20 protein-coding genes are annotated in these 23,628 nt (G+C 54.9%); 11 read left to right on the top strand and 9 right to left on the bottom strand.

Going from position 1 to position 23,628, the window contains the following annotated elements; all coding sequences use genetic code 11:
• Positions 1 to 50: 50 nt before the first annotated feature.
• From JJN09_RS14765 to JJN09_RS14805, 9 genes are all read right to left on the bottom strand, one after another.
• Positions 51 to 560, bottom strand: a complete 510-nt coding sequence (locus tag JJN09_RS14765) for a Bro-N domain-containing protein (RefSeq protein WP_249490748.1) — start codon at positions 558 to 560, stop codon at positions 51 to 53.
• 368 nt (positions 561 to 928) lie between these two features.
• Entirely contained in the window at positions 929 to 1,774 is an 846-nt protein-coding gene (locus JJN09_RS14770) for an HNH endonuclease (RefSeq protein WP_249490749.1), read from the bottom strand.
• A complete protein-coding gene (locus JJN09_RS14775; protein ID WP_234205829.1) occupies positions 1,774 to 3,381 on the bottom strand; it encodes an ATP-binding protein in 1,608 nt (535 codons plus the stop codon). The genes JJN09_RS14770 and JJN09_RS14775 overlap by 1 nt, the downstream gene beginning before the upstream one ends.
• Before the next feature lie 15 nt (positions 3,382 to 3,396).
• Complete coding sequence (locus JJN09_RS14780; protein ID WP_249490750.1) at positions 3,397 to 3,825, bottom strand: EcoRII N-terminal effector-binding domain-containing protein; 429 nt, start codon at positions 3,823 to 3,825, stop codon at positions 3,397 to 3,399.
• Positions 3,826 to 3,828: 3 nt separating this feature from the next.
• Complete coding sequence (locus JJN09_RS14785; protein WP_249490751.1) at positions 3,829 to 5,715, bottom strand: DEAD/DEAH box helicase; 1,887 nt, start codon at positions 5,713 to 5,715, stop codon at positions 3,829 to 3,831.
• On the bottom strand, positions 5,654 to 6,211 hold the full coding sequence (locus JJN09_RS14790; RefSeq protein ID WP_302852064.1) for a very short patch repair endonuclease: 558 nt from the start codon (positions 6,209 to 6,211) through the stop codon (positions 5,654 to 5,656). The genes JJN09_RS14785 and JJN09_RS14790 overlap by 62 nt, the downstream gene beginning before the upstream one ends.
• Positions 6,212 to 6,213: 2 nt before the next feature.
• The gene (dcm, locus tag JJN09_RS14795; protein ID WP_302852065.1) at positions 6,214 to 7,473 is read right to left on the bottom strand and encodes a DNA (cytosine-5-)-methyltransferase; all 1,260 of its coding nucleotides are present in this window, start codon (positions 7,471 to 7,473) and stop codon (positions 6,214 to 6,216) included.
• A 172-nt stretch (positions 7,474 to 7,645) separates the two neighbouring features.
• Positions 7,646 to 8,896 (bottom strand): ribonucleotide-diphosphate reductase subunit beta, encoded by a 1,251-nt coding sequence (locus JJN09_RS14800; RefSeq protein ID WP_166219009.1) that lies wholly within the window; start codon positions 8,894 to 8,896, stop codon positions 7,646 to 7,648.
• Between the two features lie 552 nt (positions 8,897 to 9,448).
• Complete coding sequence (locus JJN09_RS14805; protein WP_102621035.1) at positions 9,449 to 9,709, bottom strand: DUF2790 domain-containing protein; 261 nt, start codon at positions 9,707 to 9,709, stop codon at positions 9,449 to 9,451.
• 452 nt (positions 9,710 to 10,161) lie between these two features.
• On the opposite strand from JJN09_RS14805, the gene acs reads away from it, so the two are divergent.
• From acs to astD, 11 genes are all read left to right on the top strand, one after another.
• The gene (acs, locus tag JJN09_RS14810) at positions 10,162 to 12,117 is read left to right on the top strand and encodes an acetate--CoA ligase (protein ID WP_096795023.1); all 1,956 of its coding nucleotides are present in this window, start codon (positions 10,162 to 10,164) and stop codon (positions 12,115 to 12,117) included.
• Positions 12,118 to 12,866: 749 nt separating this feature from the next.
• Positions 12,867 to 13,640: an ABC transporter substrate-binding protein gene (locus tag JJN09_RS14815; RefSeq protein ID WP_249482421.1), complete on the top strand. Its 774-nt coding sequence runs from the start codon at positions 12,867 to 12,869 to the stop codon at positions 13,638 to 13,640.
• A gap of 91 nt (positions 13,641 to 13,731) precedes the next feature.
• Positions 13,732 to 14,421, top strand: a complete 690-nt coding sequence (locus JJN09_RS14820; RefSeq protein WP_007951063.1) for an ABC transporter permease — start codon at positions 13,732 to 13,734, stop codon at positions 14,419 to 14,421.
• Positions 14,418 to 15,116, top strand: a complete 699-nt coding sequence (locus tag JJN09_RS14825) for an ABC transporter permease (RefSeq protein ID WP_249482422.1) — start codon at positions 14,418 to 14,420, stop codon at positions 15,114 to 15,116. Before JJN09_RS14820 ends, JJN09_RS14825 begins: the two co-directional genes overlap by 4 nt.
• Before the next feature lies 1 nt (position 15,117).
• A complete protein-coding gene (locus JJN09_RS14830; RefSeq protein ID WP_249482423.1) occupies positions 15,118 to 16,230 on the top strand; it encodes a succinylglutamate desuccinylase/aspartoacylase family protein in 1,113 nt (370 codons plus the stop codon).
• Positions 16,231 to 16,253: 23 nt separating this feature from the next.
• Positions 16,254 to 17,018, top strand: coding sequence for an ABC transporter ATP-binding protein (locus tag JJN09_RS14835; RefSeq protein ID WP_003227281.1), 765 nt, complete (start codon positions 16,254 to 16,256; stop codon positions 17,016 to 17,018).
• A gap of 243 nt (positions 17,019 to 17,261) precedes the next feature.
• On the top strand, positions 17,262 to 18,242 hold the full coding sequence (argR, locus tag JJN09_RS14840) for a transcriptional regulator ArgR (protein ID WP_249482424.1): 981 nt from the start codon (positions 17,262 to 17,264) through the stop codon (positions 18,240 to 18,242).
• 364 nt (positions 18,243 to 18,606) lie between these two features.
• Positions 18,607 to 19,827, top strand: a complete 1,221-nt coding sequence (locus JJN09_RS14845) for an aspartate aminotransferase family protein (RefSeq protein WP_249482425.1) — start codon at positions 18,607 to 18,609, stop codon at positions 19,825 to 19,827.
• 131 nt (positions 19,828 to 19,958) lie between these two features.
• Positions 19,959 to 20,978, top strand: a complete 1,020-nt coding sequence (aruF, locus tag JJN09_RS14850; RefSeq protein WP_096818103.1) for an arginine/ornithine succinyltransferase subunit alpha — start codon at positions 19,959 to 19,961, stop codon at positions 20,976 to 20,978.
• Between the two features lie 51 nt (positions 20,979 to 21,029).
• Positions 21,030 to 22,055 carry an arginine N-succinyltransferase gene (gene astA, locus JJN09_RS14855; RefSeq protein WP_249482426.1) on the top strand — a complete coding sequence of 342 codons (1,026 nt, stop codon included), beginning with the start codon at positions 21,030 to 21,032 and terminating at the stop codon, positions 22,053 to 22,055.
• A complete protein-coding gene (gene astD / locus JJN09_RS14860; protein ID WP_249490810.1) occupies positions 22,052 to 23,521 on the top strand; it encodes a succinylglutamate-semialdehyde dehydrogenase in 1,470 nt (489 codons plus the stop codon). The genes astA and astD overlap by 4 nt, the downstream gene beginning before the upstream one ends.
• The last annotated feature ends 107 nt before the right edge of the window (positions 23,522 to 23,628 follow it).

Here is a 23,628-nt window from a genome sequence, read left to right on the forward strand (position 1 = left end):
GGGCCATAAAAAAACCGCTGCTTGAGTTTTCAAGCAGCGGTTTTTTGATGTCAGTAACTACGCAGCATTCGTGAAGCTTTACGCCACCAGGATTCCTGCCGATTGAACGGATCCTCCGCCAGCAAGCACGGCATGTCCCGCAAACGAATCCACGGCTCATCCTGCCAGTGCAACGTGCTTAGCGACATCTTCGGCCAGCTCAAAACACTCAACGTTGGACGCTCAACCGAGCGCATCGGACGGGCATCTCGCAGCGCAGGCACAACCTGATGCGTCACCCACTCACGAAGCTGCCGATACTCGGGACAGTAGTGATAGATCAACAGCGCATACACACCTGACTCGCTCACCATCAGATGTTCTCCGGGCTCGCCGTAGGTCTCCACGCACATCATCTGCCGCTGATCGGCGTCGAGTTTGCGCAGCTGTCGCTCATCCAGATATTTACCCATCAGCCGCCCCAGTTCATGGACGCAGAACCAGGCCTGGTTCTCCACCAGAAGGGCATGCAGGTGGGTTTTGTTGCGGACAAATCGTGTTGGAAGAAGTGGTTCAGACATGACGTGCCCCCCAAGTCGGGAGCACGGGATTCAAACGGCGGGTACAGCGATTCGCCTTCATCGTGAAGGCTGAGTAGTCAGGCATTTCCATTTACCTCTGGCTGCTTTCTTAGGGCATTCGTTAAGGGTGTCGGGAGCTAAGAAACCCACCAGAGACGGGCCGGACATATTCCCCTTTCGGGTCTTGTATTCGCCCACTCCCGACATAACGGGACTTTTCGCAGGCGTAGAGAAACCGCAGACGAAAAAAAGCCGCATGACTGTCGGGTGCGGAGGACCGCTCTGGTACAGACGTTTCTTAGGCGTCGCCCGTAAGTATATTCATGATGTGCGTTAGGTCAAGATTAAAGTTTAGTCAAGAAGTGTGTCTAAGTTTGAATTTTTGTGCGTTTTTTTACAAGTTGCTTTAATTCGTTTAAGGATAGAGGTGGATTTTTTCGGTGAATCATCGAATGGCAATTGCTGCATAAGGGTACTAAGTCTACAACGGGATTGATGATGTAATCTTTCCCGAGTTTTGAAACTGGAGTCAAATGATGAACTTGAATGTAACCCTCGCCAATTTCTCCGTAGAAAGTGGAAAAATCGAACTCACATGCTTGGCATGCTGTACCGTAGTAAGAAATGCATGCAGCTCTATTTGAAGGGTTTCTTTCGTATTTGTTAACCTCAATGCGCGTTATTGAACCTTCTGGATATCCTTTATTTATTAAGTGGTCAGAGCTTTCCGCGTCTTCTAATGTTAGTAATGATAAGGTTAAAGATAGGCAGCAAGTAGTGACATTTAGAGCGTGAGCGAGTATGGAGTCTGTAGTCGTTTCAGAGGTAGAGAGCCTTTGGCATACATCGATATCAAGCTTTTGCCATGATTTATTGTTTTCAGCTAATGATTCGGTAAAGTTGCCGTCTGTTGCTACGTATATTTGAAGGTTTTCCTGAGTGGTACGAATTCGATCAAATTGAATTTTTGATTCGCTGTCAGCCTCCGACATTCTCCGGAGCATAGCTCCAGAGAAATTGTCTGCGGAAAAGCACGCTTCGATTTGTCGGTGTGTTCTTGAAACAATAATGCAGAAGCTATTTCCATCATCTAAGTCGGAAGGTCTTATGACATCAAATTGACCGCCATCGATAGTCTTTTCTCCAGTTGTAAGGCGTATGCCAAACCTACCTTCAAGACGGCGGCATAATACTTTGATGTCGAGTGCTGCCATTAAGCAATATCTCCATCTACTGCGTCAGGTAAGTCTGCTACAAGCTTTTTGAGGTTTCTGGATACTTCGATTCGGAACTCTTCGAATGCGTCTTTGTTTGCGTTGTTTACATTGTTAAGTTCTGCTTGGGCGAGAGCCCATAATAGATAGTCTAATGCCTGTATTACTGGACTGTTCTCTTTATTCGGTAGATAGGCCTTAGAGTAAAATGGATGTCCAGTGTTAAGCGACACTGCTGCAGCAGACCCCCTGCCAATACTAGGTTCCCACAATGCACCATGCTCTAGAGTTGGTGCAGTAGTAATGTGTATCGAACCGGTATCCGTAGAGTCGACGATTTTCATCGTCGCGGTTGTCGTGCCGGACTTGTTATTGACAGTTACCTCGCCGGTGCCAGCATCAACGATGTTAACTTCTGCCTTTGTGAGTCCTGCTGATTTTTGGTTTATCACATTGCTTGAGGAAGCATGGAGAAGTGCAGCGGTGCCCGTTGCAGTGCTTGCTACACCTCGGCGATAACGTATTTCCGCTTCTCTTCGAGGAGCTGCAAGGATTTTATCACGGAGCCATTCATAAAGATCTGAATTGAGATTTATACGAGATTTTTTTATATCAACTTGAAATGCGGTATCTAACGTATGGTCGAATGATAATTCAACTCGCATTAGAGAATAATGCGGTTCCTGTTTGAACATTCCCATCCAGTCAGGACCATGGATTAGTCGGTTTTCTCTGTAAACGTAAACGCCTTGTCTTTCATTGGAAACCCGCGCAGCAACTTTTGCTTCCTCGCTACTGAATTCTTCTTTTCGGGGTAAGATAAAGGCTTTAATAATAAAGTTTGTTTTCGTTCCATCAGGAAGAACTAGGTCTTGAGTAACAAAAGCAACGGGCTCTTTAGTTTCAGCAATGCAGAATGGATCCCAAGCCTCTACCACTTCATCATTTACTCGAATGTTTACTGTTCGCTCACGATCATCGTTGGGATCAAGAAAGCGTTGGTAAACAAGGGCTATATGTTCCTGCAAATTTTTTACTAAGCGTAGTACTGCCTTTTTTAGAGGGGGGGCAGTGGGGTCTTTATAGCCATTGAGTATTCGGTCTACACTTTCCCAGATTACCACTGTGCCGTGATTATTTTTTGCGGTTATATTCAGTAATTCGAGCTCGCTATCGGATGGTGATGTTATTTCCAAATCCCAGCTATTCCGGGCCGCCATCACATCTAAGTCCCAGGTTGCCCGAAGAGGATCTACATCGGCTGTAAACTTTGAGACCACGGATAAACGTCTGCAGAATGCAGTTGATGCGGTTTTAAGTCCTAGCCCAAATTTCCCCAAACTTTTAGCACTTGGACGTTTGGGGGAACCATATTTCATAGCGTCCATTAAAGCAGGCCTATCCATGCCGTTACCATCGTCTCCTACGGAAATAATTATATTTCCGGTAAAGTCAACTACGATTCGCACATCGACGAGATTGGCTTCCGCTGCAATGGAATTGTCGATGATGTCAGCAATAGCAGTGTTAAAATCGTACCCAGTATCTCTTAATCCTTCACTGATACGAGCTACATCGGGTGCTACAGTAAAAAGATTGTCATTCATGATGATGTCCATTTATCACTTGCAGTTGATGATTGTCCAGCCGCTGGTAAGTATCAGCGTGTCGCATGTTGCGCTGTCATTATTTGAAGTACGGGATCGGATAATTTTTATTTTGTAAGAGAGATCATCATTTTTTGAGAAGGAAATTATGTCACCTACGTTTGCGTTCGTAGAGCGTAGGTAGTTGGTCATGCCTGTTAATCTATATTCGTTTCGAGTGCCGCCAAAAAGTTTGTTGTTGTAGTGTATGTAGCAGAACTCCCACCTAGTGTTGTCTTGTTCTTCAAACATTACAATCGTTTGACGCGGGTTTTTGGTTCCCCTTTCAAGAGTTGGGAAAAAAGTTAGGATTTCACTTTTTTTGGGAACCAGGATGCCGGCTTGATGCGTTCCTGTTTTTCCCGCATCGTTTGGGCTTAGCTTCTTTCTTGCTTCTCTAGTCATAATTTAATTCTTAGAGTTTATTGGGGAAATATTTAAGGCGTCAGCGATTACAATCGGTTCTATTTCTCCTTGATGGCCCGTCACAGCCTGTCCAGCAAGGGTTTGTTTCGATAGTGAGGTATTTCTGATAACTTCTTCAACTGTGTCTGCATAATAAAGATGATGTATTGTGACTGGTTTTTTTTGCTTTCGTCGATAGGCCCTAGCTGAAGCCTGAGCTGTTAGTGCTGGATTCCATTCTGGATTGAAATGTATGACGTGATTAGCCGCAGTAATATTTAATCCAGAACCAGCCGCTTTTGGGTTAAGAAACAGTGCACCAGTTCCCTCAAAATTAAAAAACTCATCGACGATTAGTTGTCTTTCCATGACAAGAGTCCTTCCGTCAATTTTTCTAAAAAAATTAGTTGGAAAGTTTTTTGGTAGATTTTCAATAAACAAATCGGCTACTGATTGATAAGTTGAAAATATCAGTGCTTTTTCATTTCTCGAAAAAATCTCTGACAGGATTTCAATGAGTCTAATATATTTTGGGGTTTCTTGAATTGGTTCAACTAACCAATCTGGATGCATTGATGGATTTGCGCAAAACATTCTAAGCTTCGATGTTGCTACCAGCCCTGCAGCAGCTCCATACTCAGCTAAGATCTCAGTTCTTATAATTTCGTATTTATTTGCCAAGAGAGTGCTCATTGGCAGCGCTTGGGGGATATCGATTTTGTTAGGTAAATCATCGGCGACTTCAGAAACCATTCGCCGTAATATTAAAGGCGCAATGATGGGAGCAATGTTTTCTGCGCCGTAAGCAGAGTCAGAAAAGCGAATGTTGAACTGATCTAGATCACCTAATAAGCCCGGTAAAACAAAATCGCAGATTGACCACAAATCTTCTAGTTTGTTTTCGAAGGGAGTGCCAGTAACTGCAATAGGGACGCGGCAGGGCAGGCGCTTGATAGCTAAGGTTCGTTGCGCATGAGGGTTCTTTATATTTTGCGCTTCGTCCAGGGTGATGATATTCCAGTTTATTGATGCGAGTAGAATTTCATCTTTTATTGCAGTTTCGTAGGAGGTAATCGTGATGTCACATAACCCTAGCTTTTTTGTTATTCCTGCACGATCCGATCCAATGTGCTTTTGTATCTCAAGATTCGGAGCAAATTGAATGATTTCTCTTGCCCAATTCTCTATTAGTGTTGCAGGAGCAATAATTAGTGATGGACCTCGCAAGGAGTTTTTTTCTTGCTGCAATAGGGCAATGATTTGTAAGGTTTTCCCCAGCCCCATTTCATCAGCTAGTACACACCCAACACCCTGCTGTGAGTTTTTCTGAAGGTGTAGAACTCCGATGGCTTGATATTCATACAGTTTGGCATTTAAGCCGTCTATTGCAATTGCATGGGCGCCATCATAGGTCGGTGTGAAATCTTTTTCTGAAACTGTATCAATTACCTTGAAAGGTTGATCTTCAGAGATGCGTATATCTATAAGTGAAGCAATATTTAGCCCTGAGTTTATATTTATATTCTTTGAACTTAGCCAAGCTAGCGCGGTGTGGAACTGGCTTTTATGAATTGGATGCCATGTGGAATTTATGATCGCTTGATCAGAGTCTGTCGAAATAGCAATAAACTCGGATGTGGAGCTTACACCAAGCTCAGACTTTATATTGTTTGATTCAGAGCTTATGCAAAGTGTCACTTCTGCGGGTATTTTTGAAAAGGTGACATCCGGCAGATGAAGTTTCGGGTTTTCTACTTCGTAACTTTTGTAGTGAGTGATGCCTTGAAACACAATCTGGAAAATTTCCAGCGCGGTAGGTTCTACAGTTTCACCGCATGGAAGGCGGAGGGCTATTTGATTCTCTTGCCGTATCCATTGTGTTTTCTTCATCCTGAAGACCTTCATTTTTTGGAGTGTTGGAAACTTTTTCAGCAGTAAAGCTTGCTCGCGAAATTTCGAGATTGGATGAACCTCCCCTTATCCATCGACTCAGCTCCACAATTACGTTGCTTACGGTGATGCCATTACCTCTGATGGCACACTCCCATACTTTACAAACTCTCCAACCATTGTCTAGCAGTTTTTTTTCTGTGAGGTGGTCGTTTTCTCTATTTCGACCTATTTTTTTTTGCCAGAATTCTGGACGCGTTTTGGGCCACTTGAATAATGGACAGTTGTGGCCATGCCAGAAACAACCATGGACGAATATGACCACATTGTACTTTGGTAAAACTAGATCAGGTTTCCCAGGCAGTTTTTTTTCATGAAGCTTATATCTGAACCCAAGTTTATGAAGGGACCTACGAATTGTTAGCTCCGGTTTTGTATTCTTGGCTCTAATGCCGGACATCATCCGGCTTCGAGTTGAGGGGGAAACGATATCCATAGTTAAGCGTGCAAAAGGTCCGATTTTTTTTCTACGGTTTGAGTATGACCTTCTAGATGGGGGAGCATAATTCTAGCTACCTCTTTAATTACAGGCATCACTACACTATTACCAAATTGGCGATATGCTTGTGTGTCACTTACTGGAATTCTGAAAGTATCTGGAAATCCCATAAGTCTTGCGCACTCTCGGGGAGTTAATCTCCTTGGATTTTTAAGAGTGCCTTGGTATACCAATATTTCCGAGCCGTCCTTATGATATCTAGCCGACAACGTCCTGGTGATGCTGTCAGGGTATGCTAGGCCGAAACCAAAGCCATTTCCTGCGGCGCTATGCTTCAACTTATATGCTTGTAAGTAATTCCACAATTTTGGGGTGAGGGTATACTTTTCCTGCACTGCCCAACGGCTATGGTCAAAGTATTTGTCGCCGTCCCAAGGCAGCATTGGTTCGCTACCATCATCTTTATGTAAAATGCTAGAAAGACGGTAAGGGGTTGGAGGAAGACATAATTCATCCCAAGTGAAATTTGTACTTTCTTTAAATCCAATAATTATAATTCGCTCGCGATGCTGAGGTGTAAAGTGCTGTCCGTCTATTACTTTGTAATGGACTTCGTAACCAAGCTCGTCTTTGAGCGTTCTTATAATTTCCCTAAAAGTATTTCCTTTGTCATGTGATATTAAATTTTTGACGTTTTCTAAAAGAAATGCTTTCGGCCTTTTTGCTTCGATAATTCGCGCCACATCAAAAAAAAGAGTCCCTTGGGTTGTACATTCAAACCCGTGCGGGCGTCCCAGCGAATTTTTTTTACTGACACCTGCAAGGGAAAAAGGTTGGCATGGGAAGCCACCTAAAAGAATGTCATGGTCGGGAATATCGCTGCTGGGGAATGGAGTTATGTCGCCAACAAATAGATGGTTGTCGCCATAATTTTCAATGTATGTTTTTTTTGAGTACGTATTCCACTCGCTCGTAAATACGCATTCACCACCATGTGCCTCAAAGCCCATCCGAATTCCACCGATTCCGGCGAAAAGGTCAATAAACTTAAATTTCGGTTGAGAACTCATGACTTCCTTGGTTTCAGGGTGCGTTAGTAGTGATTTCAGCGCTGGTTCAAGCATGACGGGGCATGGAGACTCTCCCTTTTCCCATCTGCGGATAGTCTTTGCATCCTTACCGACGTGTTCGGCGATCTCACGTTGGGTGTATCGACTTCTTGCTTGTTTTAGAAGTTCGAGTGATTGAGCGGACGGCATACGAAAGGCTCGGCGGGAATTTTGTGGGACATTATGACCTATGGCTTTCCCATTCGCGAGGATTTTGATGCTTGCGATTATTCAGTGGTATGGGTGGAAAATTGATGACGCTATCGTGAAAAAGGCCGCCTATTGGCAGCCTCATTTTCGGTTTTGCTAGCGTTTCAGGGAATTAGTCCCAGCTCAACGCCCCACCAGTCTGATACTCAATAACTCTCGTCTCAAAGAAATTCTTCTCTTTCTTCAAGTCCATAATCTCGCTCATCCAAGGGAACGGGTTAGTCGTCCCTGGATATTCTTCTTTAAGGCCGATCTGCGACAGGCGACGGTTAGCGATGAACTTCAGGTAGTCCTCCATCATCGCCGCGTTCATGCCCAGTACGCCGCGAGGCATGGTGTCGCGGGCGTATTCGATTTCCAGTTGGGTGCCCTGCAGGATCATCTGGGTCGCTTCTTCCTTCATTTCGGCATCCCACAGGTGTGGGTTTTCGATTTTGATCTGGTTGATCACGTCGATGCCGAAGTTCAGGTGCATGGATTCGTCGCGCAGGATGTACTGGAACTGCTCGGCGACGCCGGTCATTTTGTTGCGGCGGCCCATGGAGAGGATCTGGGTGAAGCCGCAGTAGAAGAAGATGCCTTCCAGAACGCAGTAGTAGGCGATCAGGTTGCGCAGCAGTTCTTTGTCGGTGTCCGGGGTGCCGGTTTCGAACTTCGGATCGGAGATCGAACGGGTGTATTTCAGGCCCCAGGCGGCTTTTTTCGCGACCGACGGGATCTCGTGGTACATGTTGAAGATCTCGCCTTCATCCATGGCCAGCGATTCGATGCAGTACTGGTAGGCGTGGGTGTGGATCGCCTCTTCGAACGCCTGGCGCAGGATGTACTGGCGGCATTCCGGGTTGGTGATCAGGCGGTACACGGCCAGCACCAGGTTGTTGGCAACCAGGGAGTCGGCGGTGGAGAAGAAGCCGAGGTTGCGCATCACGATGCGGCGCTCGTCGTCGGTCAGGCCTTCCGGGTCTTTCCAGAGGGCGATGTCGGCGGTCATGTTGACTTCTTGCGGCATCCAGTGGTTTGCGCAACCGTCCAGATACTTCTGCCAGGCCCAGTCGTACTTGAATGGCACGAGTTGGTTGAGGTCGGCGCGGCAGTTGATCATGCGCTTTTCGTCAACGGCGACACGGGCGGAGGCGCCTTCGAGTTCGGCGAGGCCTTCGGCGACGTCGAGGGAGTTCAGTGCAGCCTTGGCGCGGGCCACGGCGGCCGAGTCAGCGGCGGTCACGGCGCGGGCTTCGAGAGCAGCGGCACCGCCAGCGTTGTCGAGGCGGTCCATGTTGGCTTCAGTAGCGTGGCCGGCGTTGGCGCCTTTCACTGCTGCTACTTCACTGTCTTCTTTGTCGAATTCGTCCCAGCTCAGCATGACGTGTCGTCTCCTGCGTGAGGGCCAGATGCCCGTGTGAAAACTGATGGTTGGTTTTTCACACGACCGTACTGGCCGCGTTGGATCTTAAGGAATCGTTTTTTGCAGCAGCTAAGGCAGGCAATAAAACAGAATTTAGTACGGGGTTCCGAGAGCCTCTGATGGGCGCAGGCAACGTTGGACGCTGCTGCGGGGCTTCAGACTGGCTATTCATCCCTGTAAGGGAATATTGCAGGCCCGTTATAGGGCGGCATTATAGGGAAATTTTCGCGCGCGTGGTGCGGCGAATCGGCTCATGGCGCGGCCGAGGAGGGTGGTTTTTCGGTCGGAGCGAGGGTTTATGGGGCTTTGCCCGGTATAGATTTTTTTTCGGAAAAATTCTACGAATGACGATTTGTTCAAGAAATGAACAAAAAAACGCGGTTTTCACTACATCTTGTGTTTTGCAACCCTTTTACGTCTCTTCAAACACAACTGAGCCCGACCGAAGCCGGGCTGGAATCGACCCTCGATGTTGCGCTGAGTGATCCGATTCGGTGCAGTCTCAAACCATCAATTGGTGCAGCCGTTACCCATCACGCTGTAACGCAGGATGTGGCGCTGGCCGGTGGAGTCGTCGTACTCCATTTTCATCGGAACCACTTCGCAGACATTCGGAACTTCGCTCATCGATACAACGTTGGCGATGTCCAGGTGAGTGGAGTAAGTGTATTCCTCGATAGCCGGTTGTTGCTGTGCGACATCAGTCGGGACCTCGTCTGCCATGGCGGTTGCGCACAGACTGCTGAGGGCCAGAACCAATAAAGCTTTCATTTGAAATTTACCTTCTTGAGGTCGAGTGGGGTCACGCAACCTTTTTGGGGTTGCGTGTGGAACTTCATCGTTTTGGTTTGTTACTTCAGAACTGGATTAACGGCCTTCGTGGGGGCTGTAACGTTGTTAATCGCTTTGCCTTGTCGGCGAGGTGAATTCTAGGGAGGCGGGGTAGGGGTAAACAGACCCGGTTTTGATAAACACCTTTGGCAGATTTGGTAACAATCGCTGGATATCGTGTTATCAGCGCTGCGGCTTTCCTTGGAAACCGGGTCGTCTGAATCGCTGGAAAGCCAGCTCCCACAAGGGTTGCGTGGTTTGCTTCAGAGGTGCTTTGGTCATTTCTGGATGTTTTGTAGGGGCTTGTTACTACCATCGTCGAATGGTTCTATACGGTCGCCCCGGCTACAACAGGGTCATACAAAAACAACTATTACACCGAGGTAGGAAAGATGAGTGCGGCTTCCCTGTATCCCGTTCGTCCCGAGGTTCTGGCCAATACGCTGACCGACGAGGCGACCTACAAAGCCATGTACCAACAGTCGGTCGTCAACCCTGACGGTTTCTGGCGCGAACAAGCCAAGCGCCTCGACTGGATCAAGCCTTTCACCACGGTGAAACAGACTTCGTTCGACGATCACCATGTCGACATCAAGTGGTTTGCCGACGGCACCCTGAACGTTTCCTACAACTGCCTCGACCGTCATCTGGCCGAGCGCGGCGATCAAGTCGCCATCATCTGGGAAGGCGATGATCCTTCCGAAAGCCGCAACATCACTTACCGCGAACTGCACGAACAAGTGTGCAAACTCGCCAACGCCCTGCGTGGCCAGGACGTACACCGCGGCGACGTGGTGACCATCTATATGCCGATGATCCCCGAAGCCGTGGTCGCCATGCTGGCCTGCACCCGGATCGGCGCGATTCACTCGGTGGTGTTCGGCGGTTTCTCGCCGGAAGCCCTGGCCGGTCGCATCATCGACTGCCGCTCGAAAGTGGTGATCACCGCTGACGAAGGCATCCGCGCCGGCAAGAAGATTTCCCTCAAGGCCAACGTCGACGACGCCCTGACCAACCCGGAAACCAGCAGCATCCAGAAAGTCATCGTGTGCAAGCGCACCGGCGGCGACATCAAGTGGAACCAGCATCGCGACATCTGGTACGAAGACCTGATGAAAGTGGCGGGCACTGTCTGCGCGCCGAAAGAGATGGGCGCTGAAGAAGCGCTGTTCATCCTTTATACCTCCGGCTCCACCGGCAAGCCGAAGGGCGTGCAGCACACCACTGGCGGCTATCTGTTGTACGCGGCGATGACTCACGAGCGCGTGTTCGACTACCGTCCGGGCGAAATCTACTGGTGCACCGCCGACGTTGGCTGGGTCACCGGTCACTCCTACATTGTCTACGGCCCGCTGGCCAACGGCGCGACCACGCTGCTGTTCGAAGGCGTGCCGAACTACCCGGACATCACCCGGGTGGCGAAGATCGTCGACAAGCACAAGGTCAACATCCTCTACACCGCGCCGACCGCGATCCGCGCGATGATGGCCTCCGGCACCGCCGCTGTTGAAGGCGCGGACGGCAGCAGCCTGCGTCTGCTCGGTTCGGTCGGCGAGCCGATCAACCCGGAAGCCTGGGACTGGTACTACAAGAATGTCGGCAAGTCCCGTTGCCCGATCGTCGACACCTGGTGGCAGACCGAAACCGGCGGCAACATGATGAGCCCGCTGCCGGGCGCTCATGCGCTGAAGCCGGGTTCTGCGGCACGCCCGTTCTTCGGTGTGGTGCCGGCGCTGGTGGACAACCTCGGCAACATCATCGAGGGCGAAGCCGAAGGCAATCTGGTGATTCTCGATTCGTGGCCGGGTCAGGCGCGCACCCTTTACGGCGACCACGACCGTTTCGTCGACACCTACTTCAAGACCTTCCGTGGCATGTACTTCACCGGTGACGGCGCCCGCCGCGATGCCGACGGTTACTACTGGATCACCGGTCGTGTAGACGACGTGCTCAACGTGTCCGGCCACCGCATGGGCACCGCCGAGATCGAAAGCGCCATGGTCGCTCACCCGAAAGTCGCCGAAGCGGCGGTGGTCGGTGTGCCGCACGACATCAAGGGGCAGGGCATTTATGTCTACGTCACTCTGAAGAATGGTGAAGAGCCGAGCGAGCAACTGCGCCTGGAGCTGAAGAACTGGGTGCGCAAGGAGATCGGGCCGATCGCTTCGCCGGACGTGATCCAGTGGGCGCCAGGGCTGCCGAAGACCCGTTCGGGCAAGATCATGCGTCGCATTCTGCGCAAGATCGCCACAGCTGAATACGATGGCTTGGGTGATATCTCCACCCTGGCCGATCCGGGCGTGGTGCAGCATCTGATCGATACGCACAAGACCATGAACGTCGCGTAAGCGGCGGGTCTGAAGGCTGAAAAGCCCCGTCCGGCATTGCGCCGGACGGGGCTTTTTATTGTCTGTAGTTTATGGGTTGCTAAGGTCGGCCCCTTCGCTGGCAAGTCGAAACGTCGCACCGCAGCTCCCACAGGTTCTGTGGTGTGTTGGAGGTTGCGCGAGCAGCGTAGATCCTTGTGGGAGCTGGCTTGCCAGCGAAAGCGGTTTGTCATGCAAAGGTGCAATCCTTTGATGGAACACAAAACCTGCAGCCAATAATTATCGAATTGCTCTGTCAGCTCATTCCCACTGTTACCCGTCCGCCTTCAAGTAACTGAATGTGTAACCGCCTGCTCCGCAACGGGGCGATGGGAAACGCCGCGCCCTGTTTCAGGGCCTCAAAACACCCGGTGAAAAATAAGACATCACCCCGCGCTTGCCGGATTAGAAGGGTTTGCGAATAATAGGCCCGCAATTTGCAGCATAGATCGGTTCACTGTCTTTCGCTCTTGCATGAAATTGCGGAGCTGTCAATGTGCTCAAGCGGGTTTCTCGGTGCATCTGTAATTAGTTGTCGCATTGAAGAAATATCGGCTTCGGGCCTGTCGTTAGAATGCCGATCACTCGCTCGTCGTGGCTCGTGTTGAAATCGCTGACGGTTTCAATGGGAAATTTCCCACAGATGCAGCACCGCTTTCCCGATTCACCCATTCGCATATTGGGCTGTCGCTCACTCTGCCGTTTTTGCCCTTTACCGATGGAGTCCCAAGATGAAGAAACTTGTGCTGCTTGGCGCCCTGGCACTGTCCGTGCTGTCCCTGCCGACATTCGCCGATGAAAAGCCTCTGAAGATCGGTATCGAAGCGGCTTACCCTCCATTTGCTTCCAAAGCGCCGGACGGCAGCATCGTCGGTTTCGACTACGACATCGGCAACGCGCTGTGCGAAGAAATGAAGGTCAAGTGCCAGTGGGTCGAGCAAGAATTCGACGGTCTGATCCCGGCACTGAAAGTGCGCAAGATCGACGCGATCCTGTCGTCCATGTCGATCACTGACGACCGCAAGAAGTCCGTGGACTTCACCAACAAGTACTACAACACCCCGGCCCGCCTCGTGATGAAGGAAGGCACTCAGGTCAGCGAAGGTCTGGCTGAGCTGAAGGGCAAGAACATCGGCGTGCAGCGTGGTTCGATCCACGAGCGTTTCGCCCGCGAAGTCCTGGCCCCGCTGGGTGCCGAGATCAAGCCGTACGGCTCGCAGAACGAAATCTACCTCGACGTGGCCGCCGGCCGCCTCGACGGTACTGTGGCGGACGCTACGCTGTTGAATGACGGCTTCCTGAAAACCGACGCCGGCAAAGGCTTCGCGTTCGTAGGCCCTGCCTTCACCGACGTCAAATACTTCGGCGACGGCGTAGGTATCGCCGTGCGCAAGGGCGACGCCCTGAAAGACAAGATCAATACTGCCATCGCGGCCATTCGCGAAAACGGCAAGTACAAGCAAATCCAGGACAAGTACTTCGACTTCGACATTTACGGCAAGTAAAGACGTCGCTCGACCCGTCCGAAATGGCGCAAGCAACAGGATCTCTGCGGTTTGCGCCATTTTTTCATCCCAACTTTCGAGGACCTGAATCATGTTGAAAGGCTACGGGGCTGTCATCCTCGATGGCGCTTGGCTGACGCTTCAGCTCGCCTTGTCGTCCATGGCCCTGGCCATCGTTCTCGGGCTGATCGGTGTCGCATTGCGCCTGTCGCCAGTGCGCTGGCTGGCCTGGCTGGGCGATCTGTATTCCACGGTGATCCGCGGGATTCCCGATCTGGTGCTGATCCTGCTGATCTTCTACGGCGGCCAGGACTTGCTCAACCGCGTCGCACCAATGCTCGGCTATGACGACTACATCGACCTGAATCCGCTGGCCGCCGGTATCGGCACCCTCGGCTTCATCTTCGGTGCGTACCTGTCGGAAACCTTCCGCGGCGCGTTCATGGCGATCCCCAAAGGTCAGGCCGAAGCGGGCATGGCGTACGGCATGAGCAGCTTCCAGGTGTTCTTCCGGGTGCTGGTGCCGCAGATGATTCGTCTGGCGATTCCGGGCTTCACCAACAACTGGCTGGTGTTGACCAAGGCCACCGCACTGATTTCCGTGGTCGGTCTGCAAGACATGATGTTCAAGGCCAAGCAGGCGGCCGACGCCACCCGCGAGCCTTTCACCTTCTTCCTCGCAGTGGCGGCGATGTACCTGGTCATCACCAGTGTCTCGTTGCTGGCGCTGCGTCACCTTGAGAAGCGCTACTCGGTAGGCGTAAGGGCGGCTGATCTATGATCTTCGACTACAACGTCATTTGGGAGGCCCTGCCGCTGTACCTCGGCGGTCTGGTGACCACCCTCAAGTTGCTCGCGCTGTCGCTGTTCTTCGGTCTGCTCGCGGCGCTGCCGCTGGGGCTGATGCGTGTATCCAAGAACGCTGTTGTCAACGGCGCGGCGTGGCTCTTCACTTACGTGATTCGCGGCACGCCGATGCTGGTTCAACTGTTCCTGATCTACTACGGTCTGGCCCAGTTCGAAGCGGTGCGTGAAAGCTTCCTGTGGCCGTGGCTGTCCAGCGCAACGTTCTGTGCGTGCCTGGCGTTCGCGATCAACACCAGCGCCTACACCGCCGAAATCATCGCCGGCAGCCTGAAGGCCACGCCGAACGGCGAGATCGAAGCGGCCAAGGCCATGGGCATGTCGCGCTTCAAGATGTACCAGCGCATCCTGCTGCCATCGGCCCTGCGCCGGGCGCTGCCGCAGTACAGCAACGAAGTGATCATGATGCTGCAGACCACCAGTCTGGCGTCCATCGTGACCCTGATCGATATCACCGGCGCGGCCCGTACCGTCAACGCGCAGTTTTACTTGCCGTTCGAGGCGTACATCACCGCCGGCGTGTTCTACCTGTGCCTGACCTTCATTCTGGTGCGCCTGTTCAAGCTGGCCGAGCGTCGCTGGCTGAGCTATCTGGCTCCGAGGAAGCACTGATATGGAACGCATCGACCACGTTCTGCCGTGGAGCCACCTGGGCAGCGAGCGCCGGATTTCGGTGTTTCGCTTCGGGAGTGGTGAGCGCAAGGCCTACATCCAGGCGAGCCTCCACGCTGACGAATTGCCCGGCATGCGTACTGCCTGGGAACTGAAAAAACGCCTCGGCGAACTCGAAGCCAAGGGCTTGCTCAACGGCGTCATCGAGCTGGTTCCCGTGGCCAACCCTCTGGGTCTTGGCCAGTTGCTGCAAGGCAACCATCAGGGGCGTTTCGAGGCCGGCAGCGGCAAGAATTTCAACCGTGATTTCGTCGAGCTCAGCGCCCCCGTGGCCGCTAAGCTTCAAGGACAACTCGGTGATGATCCGCACGCCAACATCCGTCTGATCCGTCAGGCGATGGCCGATCACCTGGCCGCATTACCTGAGGCCAACAGCCAGTTGCAAGGCATGCAGCGCACCTTGCTGCAACATGCCGCCACCGCCGATGTGGTGCTGGATCTGCATTGCGACTGTGAAGCCGCGCTGCACATGTATGCCTTGCCGCAGCACTGGCCGCAGTGGCGTTCGCTCGCCGCGCACCTGGATGTGAAAGTCGGCCTGCTGGCGGAAGATTCCGGCGGCAGCTCGTTCGACGAAGCCTGTTCGCTACCGTGGCTGCGTCTGTCGCGCCTGTTCCCGGACGCACAGATTCCACTGGCGTGCCTGGCGACCACCGTTGAACTGGGTGGTCAGGCTGACACCACACCTGCGCAGGCTGAGGCTTGGGCGGAAGGTATTCTGGCGTTCCTCGCCGAGCAAGGCCTGATCCGTGGCGAGTGGCCGAGCGCCGTGCGCGAACCGTGCGAAGGCATGCCGTTCGAAGGCACGGAACTGCTCCTGCCGCCGCATCCGGGCGTGGTGAGTTTTCTGCGCAAGCCCGGCGAGTGGGTTGAAGCCGGTGACAAGATTTTTGAAGTGATCGATCCGCTGTCGGATCGGGTCAGCACGGTGTGTGCTGGTACGTCCGGGGTGCTGTTTGCCATTGAGCGGCTGCGTTACGCCCAACCCGGTTTCTGGCTGGCCAAAGTGGCGGGGCGCGATGCGCTGCGCGACGGCCCTTTGCTCAACGACTGACTGTTTTTGTGAGAACCGACCGCATGTACAAACTTGAAGTCCAAGACCTGCATAAACGCTATGGCAGTCACGAAGTGCTCAAGGGCGTTTCCCTGAAAGCGGCCGCTGGCGATGTGATCAGCATCATCGGCTCCAGTGGCTCCGGCAAAAGTACTTTCCTGCGCTGCATCAACCTGCTCGAGCAGCCGCACGCGGGCAAGATCCTGCTCAACAACGAAGAGTTGAAGCTGGTGGCAAACAAGGACGGCGCGCTGAAAGCCGCTGATCCGAAACAGCTGCAACGCATGCGTTCGCGCCTGTCGATGGTGTTCCAGCACTTCAACCTGTGGTCGCACATGACCGCGCTGGAAAACATCATGGAAGCGCCGGTTCACGTGCTGGGCGTGTCCAAGGCCGAAGCCCGCGAGAAAGCCGAGCACTACCTGAATAAGGTCGGCGTGGCTCATCGCAAGGACGCGTTCCCGGGGCACATGTCCGGTGGTGAACAACAGCGAGTGGCAATCGCCCGTGCGCTGGCGATGGAGCCGGAAGTGATGCTGTTCGACGAACCGACTTCGGCCCTCGACCCGGAACTGGTCGGCGACGTGCTGAAGGTCATGCAGGCCCTCGCTCAGGAAGGCCGCACCATGGTGGTGGTGACTCACGAAATGGGCTTCGCCCGTGAAGTGTCGAACCAGTTGGTGTTCCTGCACAAAGGCGTCGTTGAAGAGAGCGGCAACCCGCGTGAAGTGCTGGTCAATCCGCAGTCGGAACGTTTGCAACAATTCCTCTCGGGCAGCCTCAAGTAATCGCTCCCGTTATGCACCAAATTAGGTCATGCTTCGCGACCTAGAGATCGACTCCAATTCCTGTGGGAGCTGGCTTGCCAGCGAAAGCGGTGAGCCAGCTTGCATTTCTGGTGCAGACCCACCGCCATCGCTGGCAAGCCAGCTCCCACATTGGAACTCAGCCGATTTCAGGATTTGTGTTCATTTTCGGGCTAGCATTGGCCCTTGCCTTCATCACCGTTCTTCGCTTCGGATTGCCCGCCCATGACTGCCCATCGAATTGGTTTCCTGATTTGGCCCAGCACTAAAGCTCTGACTTTGGCGCTGGCAGAGGAGGCCTTGCGTGTTGCCCAGCGTGTGCATCCGGACGTGGTTTACGAGTTGTCGTTCCTGCAGGCTGAAGCACCGACCGAAGGTGAATGGCAACTGCCCGGCGAACCCTGGGCCGGCAAGCTCGAAAACTTCCAGAAACTGTTCCTGCTCGCTGACGAGCCACCGACGACTTTGGCGCCGGTGCTCAGCAGCGCGTTGAAACAACTGGTGCGCGCCGGTTGTGTGATCGGCGGTCTGTCGGCCGGTGTGTATCCGTTGGCGCAACTCGGTTTGCTCGACGGCTACCGCGCGGCGGTGCACTGGCGCTGGCAGGACGATTTCGCCGAACGCTTCCCCAAAGTCATCGCCACCAGTCACCTGTTCGACTGGGATCGCGATCGTCTGACCGCGTGTGGTGGCATGTCGGTGCTCGACTTGTTGCTCGCAGTTCTGGCCCGTGATCACGGTGCTGAACTGGCCGGTGCGGTCTCCGAAGAACTGGTGGTCGAGCGCATCCGCGAAGGCGGCGAGCGTCAGCGCATTCCGTTGCAGAACCGTCTCGGCTCCAGCCATCCGAAGCTCACCCAGGCGGTGCTGTTGATGGAAGCCAACATCGAAGAGCCGCTGACCACCGACGAAATCGCTCAGCACGTGTGCGTATCCCGTCGCCAACTGGAGCGGATCTTCAAGCAATACCTCAACCGCGTGCCGAGCCAGTACTACCTGGAATTGCGCCTGAACAAGGCCCGGCAGATGTTGATGCAGACCAGCAAGTCGATCATCCAGATCGGCCTGTCGTGCGGATTCTCCTCGGGGCCGCATTTCTCCAGCGCCTATCGCAACTTTTTCGGCGCCACGCCGCGGGAAGACCGCAACCAGCGGCGCAGCAGCAGTCCGTTCGAACTGTCATCGGTGCCGCCCGAGCGCGGTTGAAAGACGGGTCTTGAAAAGACGCCATGGAACTCATTTCCGTGGCGTTTTTTTTGCGCTGTTTAAGTGTTTTTTCAAAGCGCCTCGAGCGCGTACTTATCAAGTGCCCGTCAAAGGTGTGCGGTACATAGATATGACAGGCCTGCCCATTCCGATTGATATGCTCGCAAGGCGTGCTGCAATTGGCGGCGACAGTTTAAACTGCGCCTTTGCGACGCTATATGTCGCATTGCCGTAAACCCGGGAAAATCCGGGGTTTGCGCTATAAGAAGTTGTCGCTTGGCGACAAGGCCGGGCTGAAAACTGTCCTTACAATCCCCCCATCGCTCGCCAGTTTCAGGCGAGTGGCCCTCATCAGGAGACTCCGATGTCCGTTGAGCACGCTGCGGTACAACGCGCCGATTTCGACCAGGTAATGGTTCCCAACTACGCGCCTGCCGCTTTCATTCCGGTGCGTGGCGCCGGTTCCCGCGTCTGGGACCAGAGCGGCCGCGAGCTGATCGACTTCGCCGGCGGCATCGCCGTCAACGTATTGGGCCACGCGCATCCGGCGCTGGTCGGTGCGTTGACCGAGCAAGCGAACAAGCTGTGGCACGTGTCCAACGTGTTCACCAACGAACCGGCGCTGCGTCTGGCGCACAAGCTGATCGACGCCACGTTCGCCGAGCGCGTGTTCTTCTGCAACTCCGGCGCCGAAGCCAACGAGGCCGCTTTCAAGCTGGCCCGTCGCGTTGCGTTTGATCGTTTCGGCACCGAGAAGTACGAAATCATCGCCGCGCTCAACAGCTTCCACGGCCGCACTTTGTTCACCGTGAACGTCGGTGGCCAGTCGAAGTACTCCGACGGTTTCGGCCCGAAAATCACCGGCATCACCCACGTGCCGTACAACGATCTGGCGGCCCTGAAAGCCGCTGTTTCGGACAAGACCTGCGCGGTCGTTCTGGAACCGATCCAGGGCGAGGGCGGCGTTCTGCCGGCCGAGCTGGCATACCTGCAAGGCGCCCGTGAACTGTGCGACGCGAACAACGCGCTGCTGGTGTTCGACGAAGTGCAGACCGGCATGGGCCGTACCGGCAACCTGTTCGCCTACCAGCATTACGGTGTGGTTCCGGACATCCTGACCAGCGCCAAGAGCTTGGGCGGCGGTTTCCCGATCGCGGCAATGCTGACCACCGAAGCGCTGGCCAAACACCTGGTCGTCGGCACTCACGGCACCACCTACGGCGGCAACCCTCTGGCGTGCGCCGTGGCTGAAGCGGTGATCGACGTGATCAACACCCCTGAGGTGCTGAACGGCGTCAACGCCAAGCACGACAAGTTCAAGACCCGCCTGCAACAGATCGGCGAGAAGTACGGCCTGTTCACCCAGGTGCGTGGTCTCGGTCTGCTGATCGGTTGCGTGCTGAGCGATGCCTGGAAAGGCAAGGCCAAGGACATCTTCAACGCCGCTGAGCAAGAAGGCCTGATGATTCTGCAGGCCGGCCCGGACGTGATCCGTTTCGCCCCGAGCCTGGTGGTTGAAGACGCGGACATCGACGCCGGTCTGGATCGCTTCGAACGTGCTGCGGCGAAACTGACCCAAGCCTGATTCATGCAAGACCGCCCGGCGTCTGTCGTTATCGACCGACGTCGGGACCATTTTCCTGTGCCGGGCCTGCCCGGCATTTTTTTCCCGAGTCGGCGCTTTCGCCGACCTGAAGTAGAGAAAGGAGTGACACCATGCTGGTGATGCGCCCCGCGCAAATGGCTGATCTGGGCGAGGTACAGCGTCTGGCTGCGGACAGCCCGATTGGTGTCACTTCCTTGCCGGATGATGTTGAACGCCTGAGCGACAAGATCGCCGCGAGCGAAGCCTCGTTTGCCGCCGAAGTGAGCTTCAACGGCGAGGAGAGTTACTTCTTCGTCCTCGAAGACACCGCCACCGGCAAGCTGGTGGGCTGCTCGGCGATCGTCGCGTCGGCCGGTTATTCCGAGCCGTTCTACAGCTTTCGCAACGAGACCTTCGTGCACGCTTCCCGCGAGCTGAAGATCCACAACAAGATCCACGTGCTCTCGCAATGCCACGACCTGACCGGCAACAGCTTGCTGACCAGTTTCTACGTGCAGCGCGAGCTGGTGGGTTCGCCGTTCTCGGAGCTCAACTCCCGGGGCCGTCTGTTGTTCGTTGCCAGCCATCCAGAGCGCTTCGCTGATTCGGTGGTGACCGAGATCGTCGGTTACAGCGATGAAAACGGCGATTCGCCGTTCTGGGACGCCATCGGTCGCAACTTCTTCGACCTGAACTACGCCGAGGCCGAGCGTCTGTGTGGCCTGAAAAGCCGTACGTTCCTCGCCGAGCTGATGCCGCATTACCCGATCTACGTGCCGCTGCTGCCGGATTCCGCTCAAGAAGCGATGGGCCAGGTGCATCCGCGTGCGCAGATCACCTTCGACATCCTGATGCGCGAAGGCTTCGAGACCGATCACTACATCGACATTTTCGACGGTGGCCCGACCCTGCATGCGCGCGTTTCGGGGATCCGTTCGATCGCCCAGAGCCGTGTGGTACCGGTGAAAATCGGCGAGCCGGTCAAAGGTGCCGGGCGCCAGTATCTGGTGGCCAATGCCCAGTTGCAGGATTACCGCGCGGTATTGCTGGAACTGGATTACGCGCCGGGCAAACCGGTGACCCTGGATCTGGAAGCGGCCGAAGCCCTGGGCGTCGGTGAAGGTGCCAGCGTGCGCCTGGTGGCGGTTTAACGCCTTAGCGAGTTTCACGGGTGGCCACGGCGGCCCGTTTGAGGAGATAGCATGATTGTTCGTCCCGTACGCAGCAGCGATTTGTCCGCTCTGATCGACCTGGCCCGCAGCACCGGCACCGGCCTGACCACCTTGCCGGCCAACGAAGAGCGCCTGACCCACCGGGTCGGCTGGGCCGAGAAGACCTTTCGCGGTGAAGCCGGCCGTGGCGACGCGGACTACCTGTTCGTGCTCGAAGATGACAACGGTCGCGTGGTGGGAATTTCCGCCATCGCCGGCGCCGTCGGTCTGCGCGAGCCTTGGTACAACTTCCGCGTCGGCCTCACCGTCAGCGCCTCGCAGGAACTGAACATCTATCGCGAGATTCCGACGCTGTTCCTGGCCAACGACCTGACCGGCAATTCCGAGCTGTGCTCGCTGTTCCTGCACGCCGACTACCGCACCGGCCTCAACGGTCGCATGCTGTCCAAGGCGCGGATGCTGTTCATCGCCGAATTCCCGGAAATGTTCGGCAACAAGATCATTGCCGAGATGCGCGGCGTATCCGATGAAGCCGGTCGCTCGCCGTTCTGGGAAAGCCTGGGCCGTCACTTCTTCAAGATGGAATTCAGCCAGGCCGATTACCTGACCGGTGTCGGCAACAAGGCGTTCATCGCCGAGCTGATGCCGAAATTCCCGCTGTACACCTGCTTCCTGTCGCCGGATGCGCGCAACGTCATCGGCCAGGTGCACCCGGACACCGAGCCAGCACTGGCGATGCTCAAGAGCGAAGGCTTCAGCTACCAGGGTTACGTCGACATCTTCGACGCAGGTCCAGCCATCGAGTGCGAGACCAGCAAGATCCGCGCGGTGCGTGACAGCGAAGCGCTGGTGCTGGCCATCGGCACGCCGGGCGACGACGCCACGCCGTTCATCATCCATAACCGCAAACGCGAAGACTGCCGCATCACGGCTGCGCCGGCCCGTCTGGCCGCTGGCACGCTGGTGGTCGATCCGCTGACCGCCAAACGTCTTCAACTCAACGCTGGCGATCAGGTTCGCGCCGTGGCGTTGTCTGCTGCCCGGGAGTCGAAATAATGAATTCGCTATACATCGCAGGTGAGTGGCTGGCCGGTCAGGGCGAAGCCTTTCAATCGCTGAACCCGGTGACCCAGCAAGTGCTGTGGTCGGGGGAGAGCGCCACTGCCGCTCAGGTCGAATCCGCCGTGCAGGCTGCGCGTCAGGCGTTCCCAAGCTGGGCCCGTCGTACCCTGGAAGATCGCATCAGCGTGCTCGAAGCGTTCGCCGCCGCATTGAAAAACCACGCCGACGAACTGGCCCGCACCATTGGTGAAGAAACCGGCAAACCGCTGTGGGAAGCTGCGACCGAAGTCACCAGCATGGTCAACAAGATCGCGATCTCGGTGCAGAGCTACCGCGAGCGTACCGGCGAGAAGAGCGGCCCGTTGGGCGACGCCACCGCCGTGTTGCGCCACAAGCCCCACGGTGTAGTAGCGGTGTTCGGTCCTTACAACTTCCCCGGCCATTTGCCGAACGGCCACATCGTGCCGGCACTGCTGGCCGGTAACAGCGTGCTGTTCAAACCTAGCGAGCTGACGCCGAAAGTCGCCGAGCTGACGGTCAAGTGCTGGATCGAAGCCGGTCTGCCGGCCGGTGTCCTGAACCTGCTGCAAGGCGCCCGCGAAACCGGTATCGCGCTGGCGGCGAATCCGGGCATCGACGGTCTGTTCTTCACCGGCTCGAGCCGTACCGGCAATCACCTGCACCAGCAGTTCGCCGGTCGCCCGGACAAGATCCTCGCGCTGGAAATGGGCGGCAACAACCCGCTGGTGGTCGATCAGGTCGCCGACCTCGACGCAGCGGTGTACACGATCATTCAGTCGGCGTTCATTTCTGCCGGTCAGCGTTGCACCTGCGCCCGTCGTCTGCTGGTGCCACAAGGCGCGTGGGGCGACAGCCTGCTCAAGCGTCTGGTGGACGTCAGCTCGACCATCGAAGTCGGCGCGTTCGATCAGCAACCGGCGCCGTTCATGGGCTCGGTGGTTTCCCTCGGCGCGGCGAAAGCGTTGATGGACGCCCAGGCGCATCTGCTGGCCAACGGCGCGGTGTCGTTGCTGGCGATGACTCAGCCACAGGCTCAGTCGGCGCTGCTGACCCCGGGCATCGTTGATGTGACGGCGGTTGCCGATCGTTCCGACGAAGAACTGTTTGGTCCGCTGCTGCAAGTGATCCGCTACGCCGATTTTGCGGCGGCGATTGCCGAAGCCAACGACACCGCGTTTGGTCTGGCCGCTGGTCTTCTGTCGGATTCCGAAGAGCGTTACCAACAGTTCTGGCTGGAAAGCCGTGCCGGGATCGTCAACTGGAACAAGCAGCTGACGGGGGCTGCGAGCAGCGCACCGTTCGGCGGTGTCGGCGCTTCGGGCAACCACCGTGCCAGTGCCTACTACGCGGCGGATTACTGCGCGTACCCGGTGGCCTCACTGGAAACTCCGAGTTTGGTGATGCCGGCGGCCCTGACGCCTGGCGTGAAGATGGCGTGATGCCCATCGCTGGCGAGCCAGCTCCCACAAGGTCCGAGTCGAACACAAAATTTGTGAACACTGCTGAACCTGTGGGAGCTGGCTTGCCAGCGAAGGCCGCGACTCGG

This window comes from Pseudomonas sp. HS6 (assembly GCF_023375815.1).
Classification (GTDB): Bacteria; Pseudomonadota; Gammaproteobacteria; order Pseudomonadales; family Pseudomonadaceae; genus Aquipseudomonas.

Excerpts from the sequence above, each read along its gene's own strand:
- JJN09_RS14765 (WP_249490748.1), bottom strand. The coding sequence starts at position 560 with ATGTCTGAACCACTTCTTCCAACACGATTTGTCCGCAACAAAACCCAC.
- JJN09_RS14770 (WP_249490749.1), bottom strand. The coding sequence starts at position 1,774 with ATGGCAGCACTCGACATCAAAGTATTATGCCGCCGTCTTGAAGGTAGG.
- JJN09_RS14775 (WP_234205829.1), bottom strand. The coding sequence starts at position 3,381 with ATGAATGACAATCTTTTTACTGTAGCACCCGATGTAGCTCGTATCAGT.
- JJN09_RS14780 (WP_249490750.1), bottom strand. The coding sequence starts at position 3,825 with ATGACTAGAGAAGCAAGAAAGAAGCTAAGCCCAAACGATGCGGGAAAA.
- JJN09_RS14785 (WP_249490751.1), bottom strand. The coding sequence starts at position 5,715 with ATGAAGAAAACACAATGGATACGGCAAGAGAATCAAATAGCCCTCCGC.
- JJN09_RS14790 (WP_302852064.1), bottom strand. The coding sequence starts at position 6,211 with ATGGATATCGTTTCCCCCTCAACTCGAAGCCGGATGATGTCCGGCATT.
- dcm (WP_302852065.1), bottom strand. The coding sequence starts at position 7,473 with ATGCCGTCCGCTCAATCACTCGAACTTCTAAAACAAGCAAGAAGTCGA.
- JJN09_RS14800 (WP_166219009.1), bottom strand. The coding sequence starts at position 8,896 with ATGCTGAGCTGGGACGAATTCGACAAAGAAGACAGTGAAGTAGCAGCA.
- JJN09_RS14805 (WP_102621035.1), bottom strand. The coding sequence starts at position 9,709 with ATGAAAGCTTTATTGGTTCTGGCCCTCAGCAGTCTGTGCGCAACCGCC.
- acs (WP_096795023.1), top strand. The coding sequence starts at position 10,162 with ATGAGTGCGGCTTCCCTGTATCCCGTTCGTCCCGAGGTTCTGGCCAAT.
- JJN09_RS14815 (WP_249482421.1), top strand. The coding sequence starts at position 12,867 with ATGAAGAAACTTGTGCTGCTTGGCGCCCTGGCACTGTCCGTGCTGTCC.
- JJN09_RS14820 (WP_007951063.1), top strand. The coding sequence starts at position 13,732 with ATGTTGAAAGGCTACGGGGCTGTCATCCTCGATGGCGCTTGGCTGACG.
- JJN09_RS14825 (WP_249482422.1), top strand. The coding sequence starts at position 14,418 with ATGATCTTCGACTACAACGTCATTTGGGAGGCCCTGCCGCTGTACCTC.
- JJN09_RS14830 (WP_249482423.1), top strand. The coding sequence starts at position 15,118 with ATGGAACGCATCGACCACGTTCTGCCGTGGAGCCACCTGGGCAGCGAG.
- JJN09_RS14835 (WP_003227281.1), top strand. The coding sequence starts at position 16,254 with ATGTACAAACTTGAAGTCCAAGACCTGCATAAACGCTATGGCAGTCAC.
- argR (WP_249482424.1), top strand. The coding sequence starts at position 17,262 with ATGACTGCCCATCGAATTGGTTTCCTGATTTGGCCCAGCACTAAAGCT.
- JJN09_RS14845 (WP_249482425.1), top strand. The coding sequence starts at position 18,607 with ATGTCCGTTGAGCACGCTGCGGTACAACGCGCCGATTTCGACCAGGTA.
- aruF (WP_096818103.1), top strand. The coding sequence starts at position 19,959 with ATGCTGGTGATGCGCCCCGCGCAAATGGCTGATCTGGGCGAGGTACAG.
- astA (WP_249482426.1), top strand. The coding sequence starts at position 21,030 with ATGATTGTTCGTCCCGTACGCAGCAGCGATTTGTCCGCTCTGATCGAC.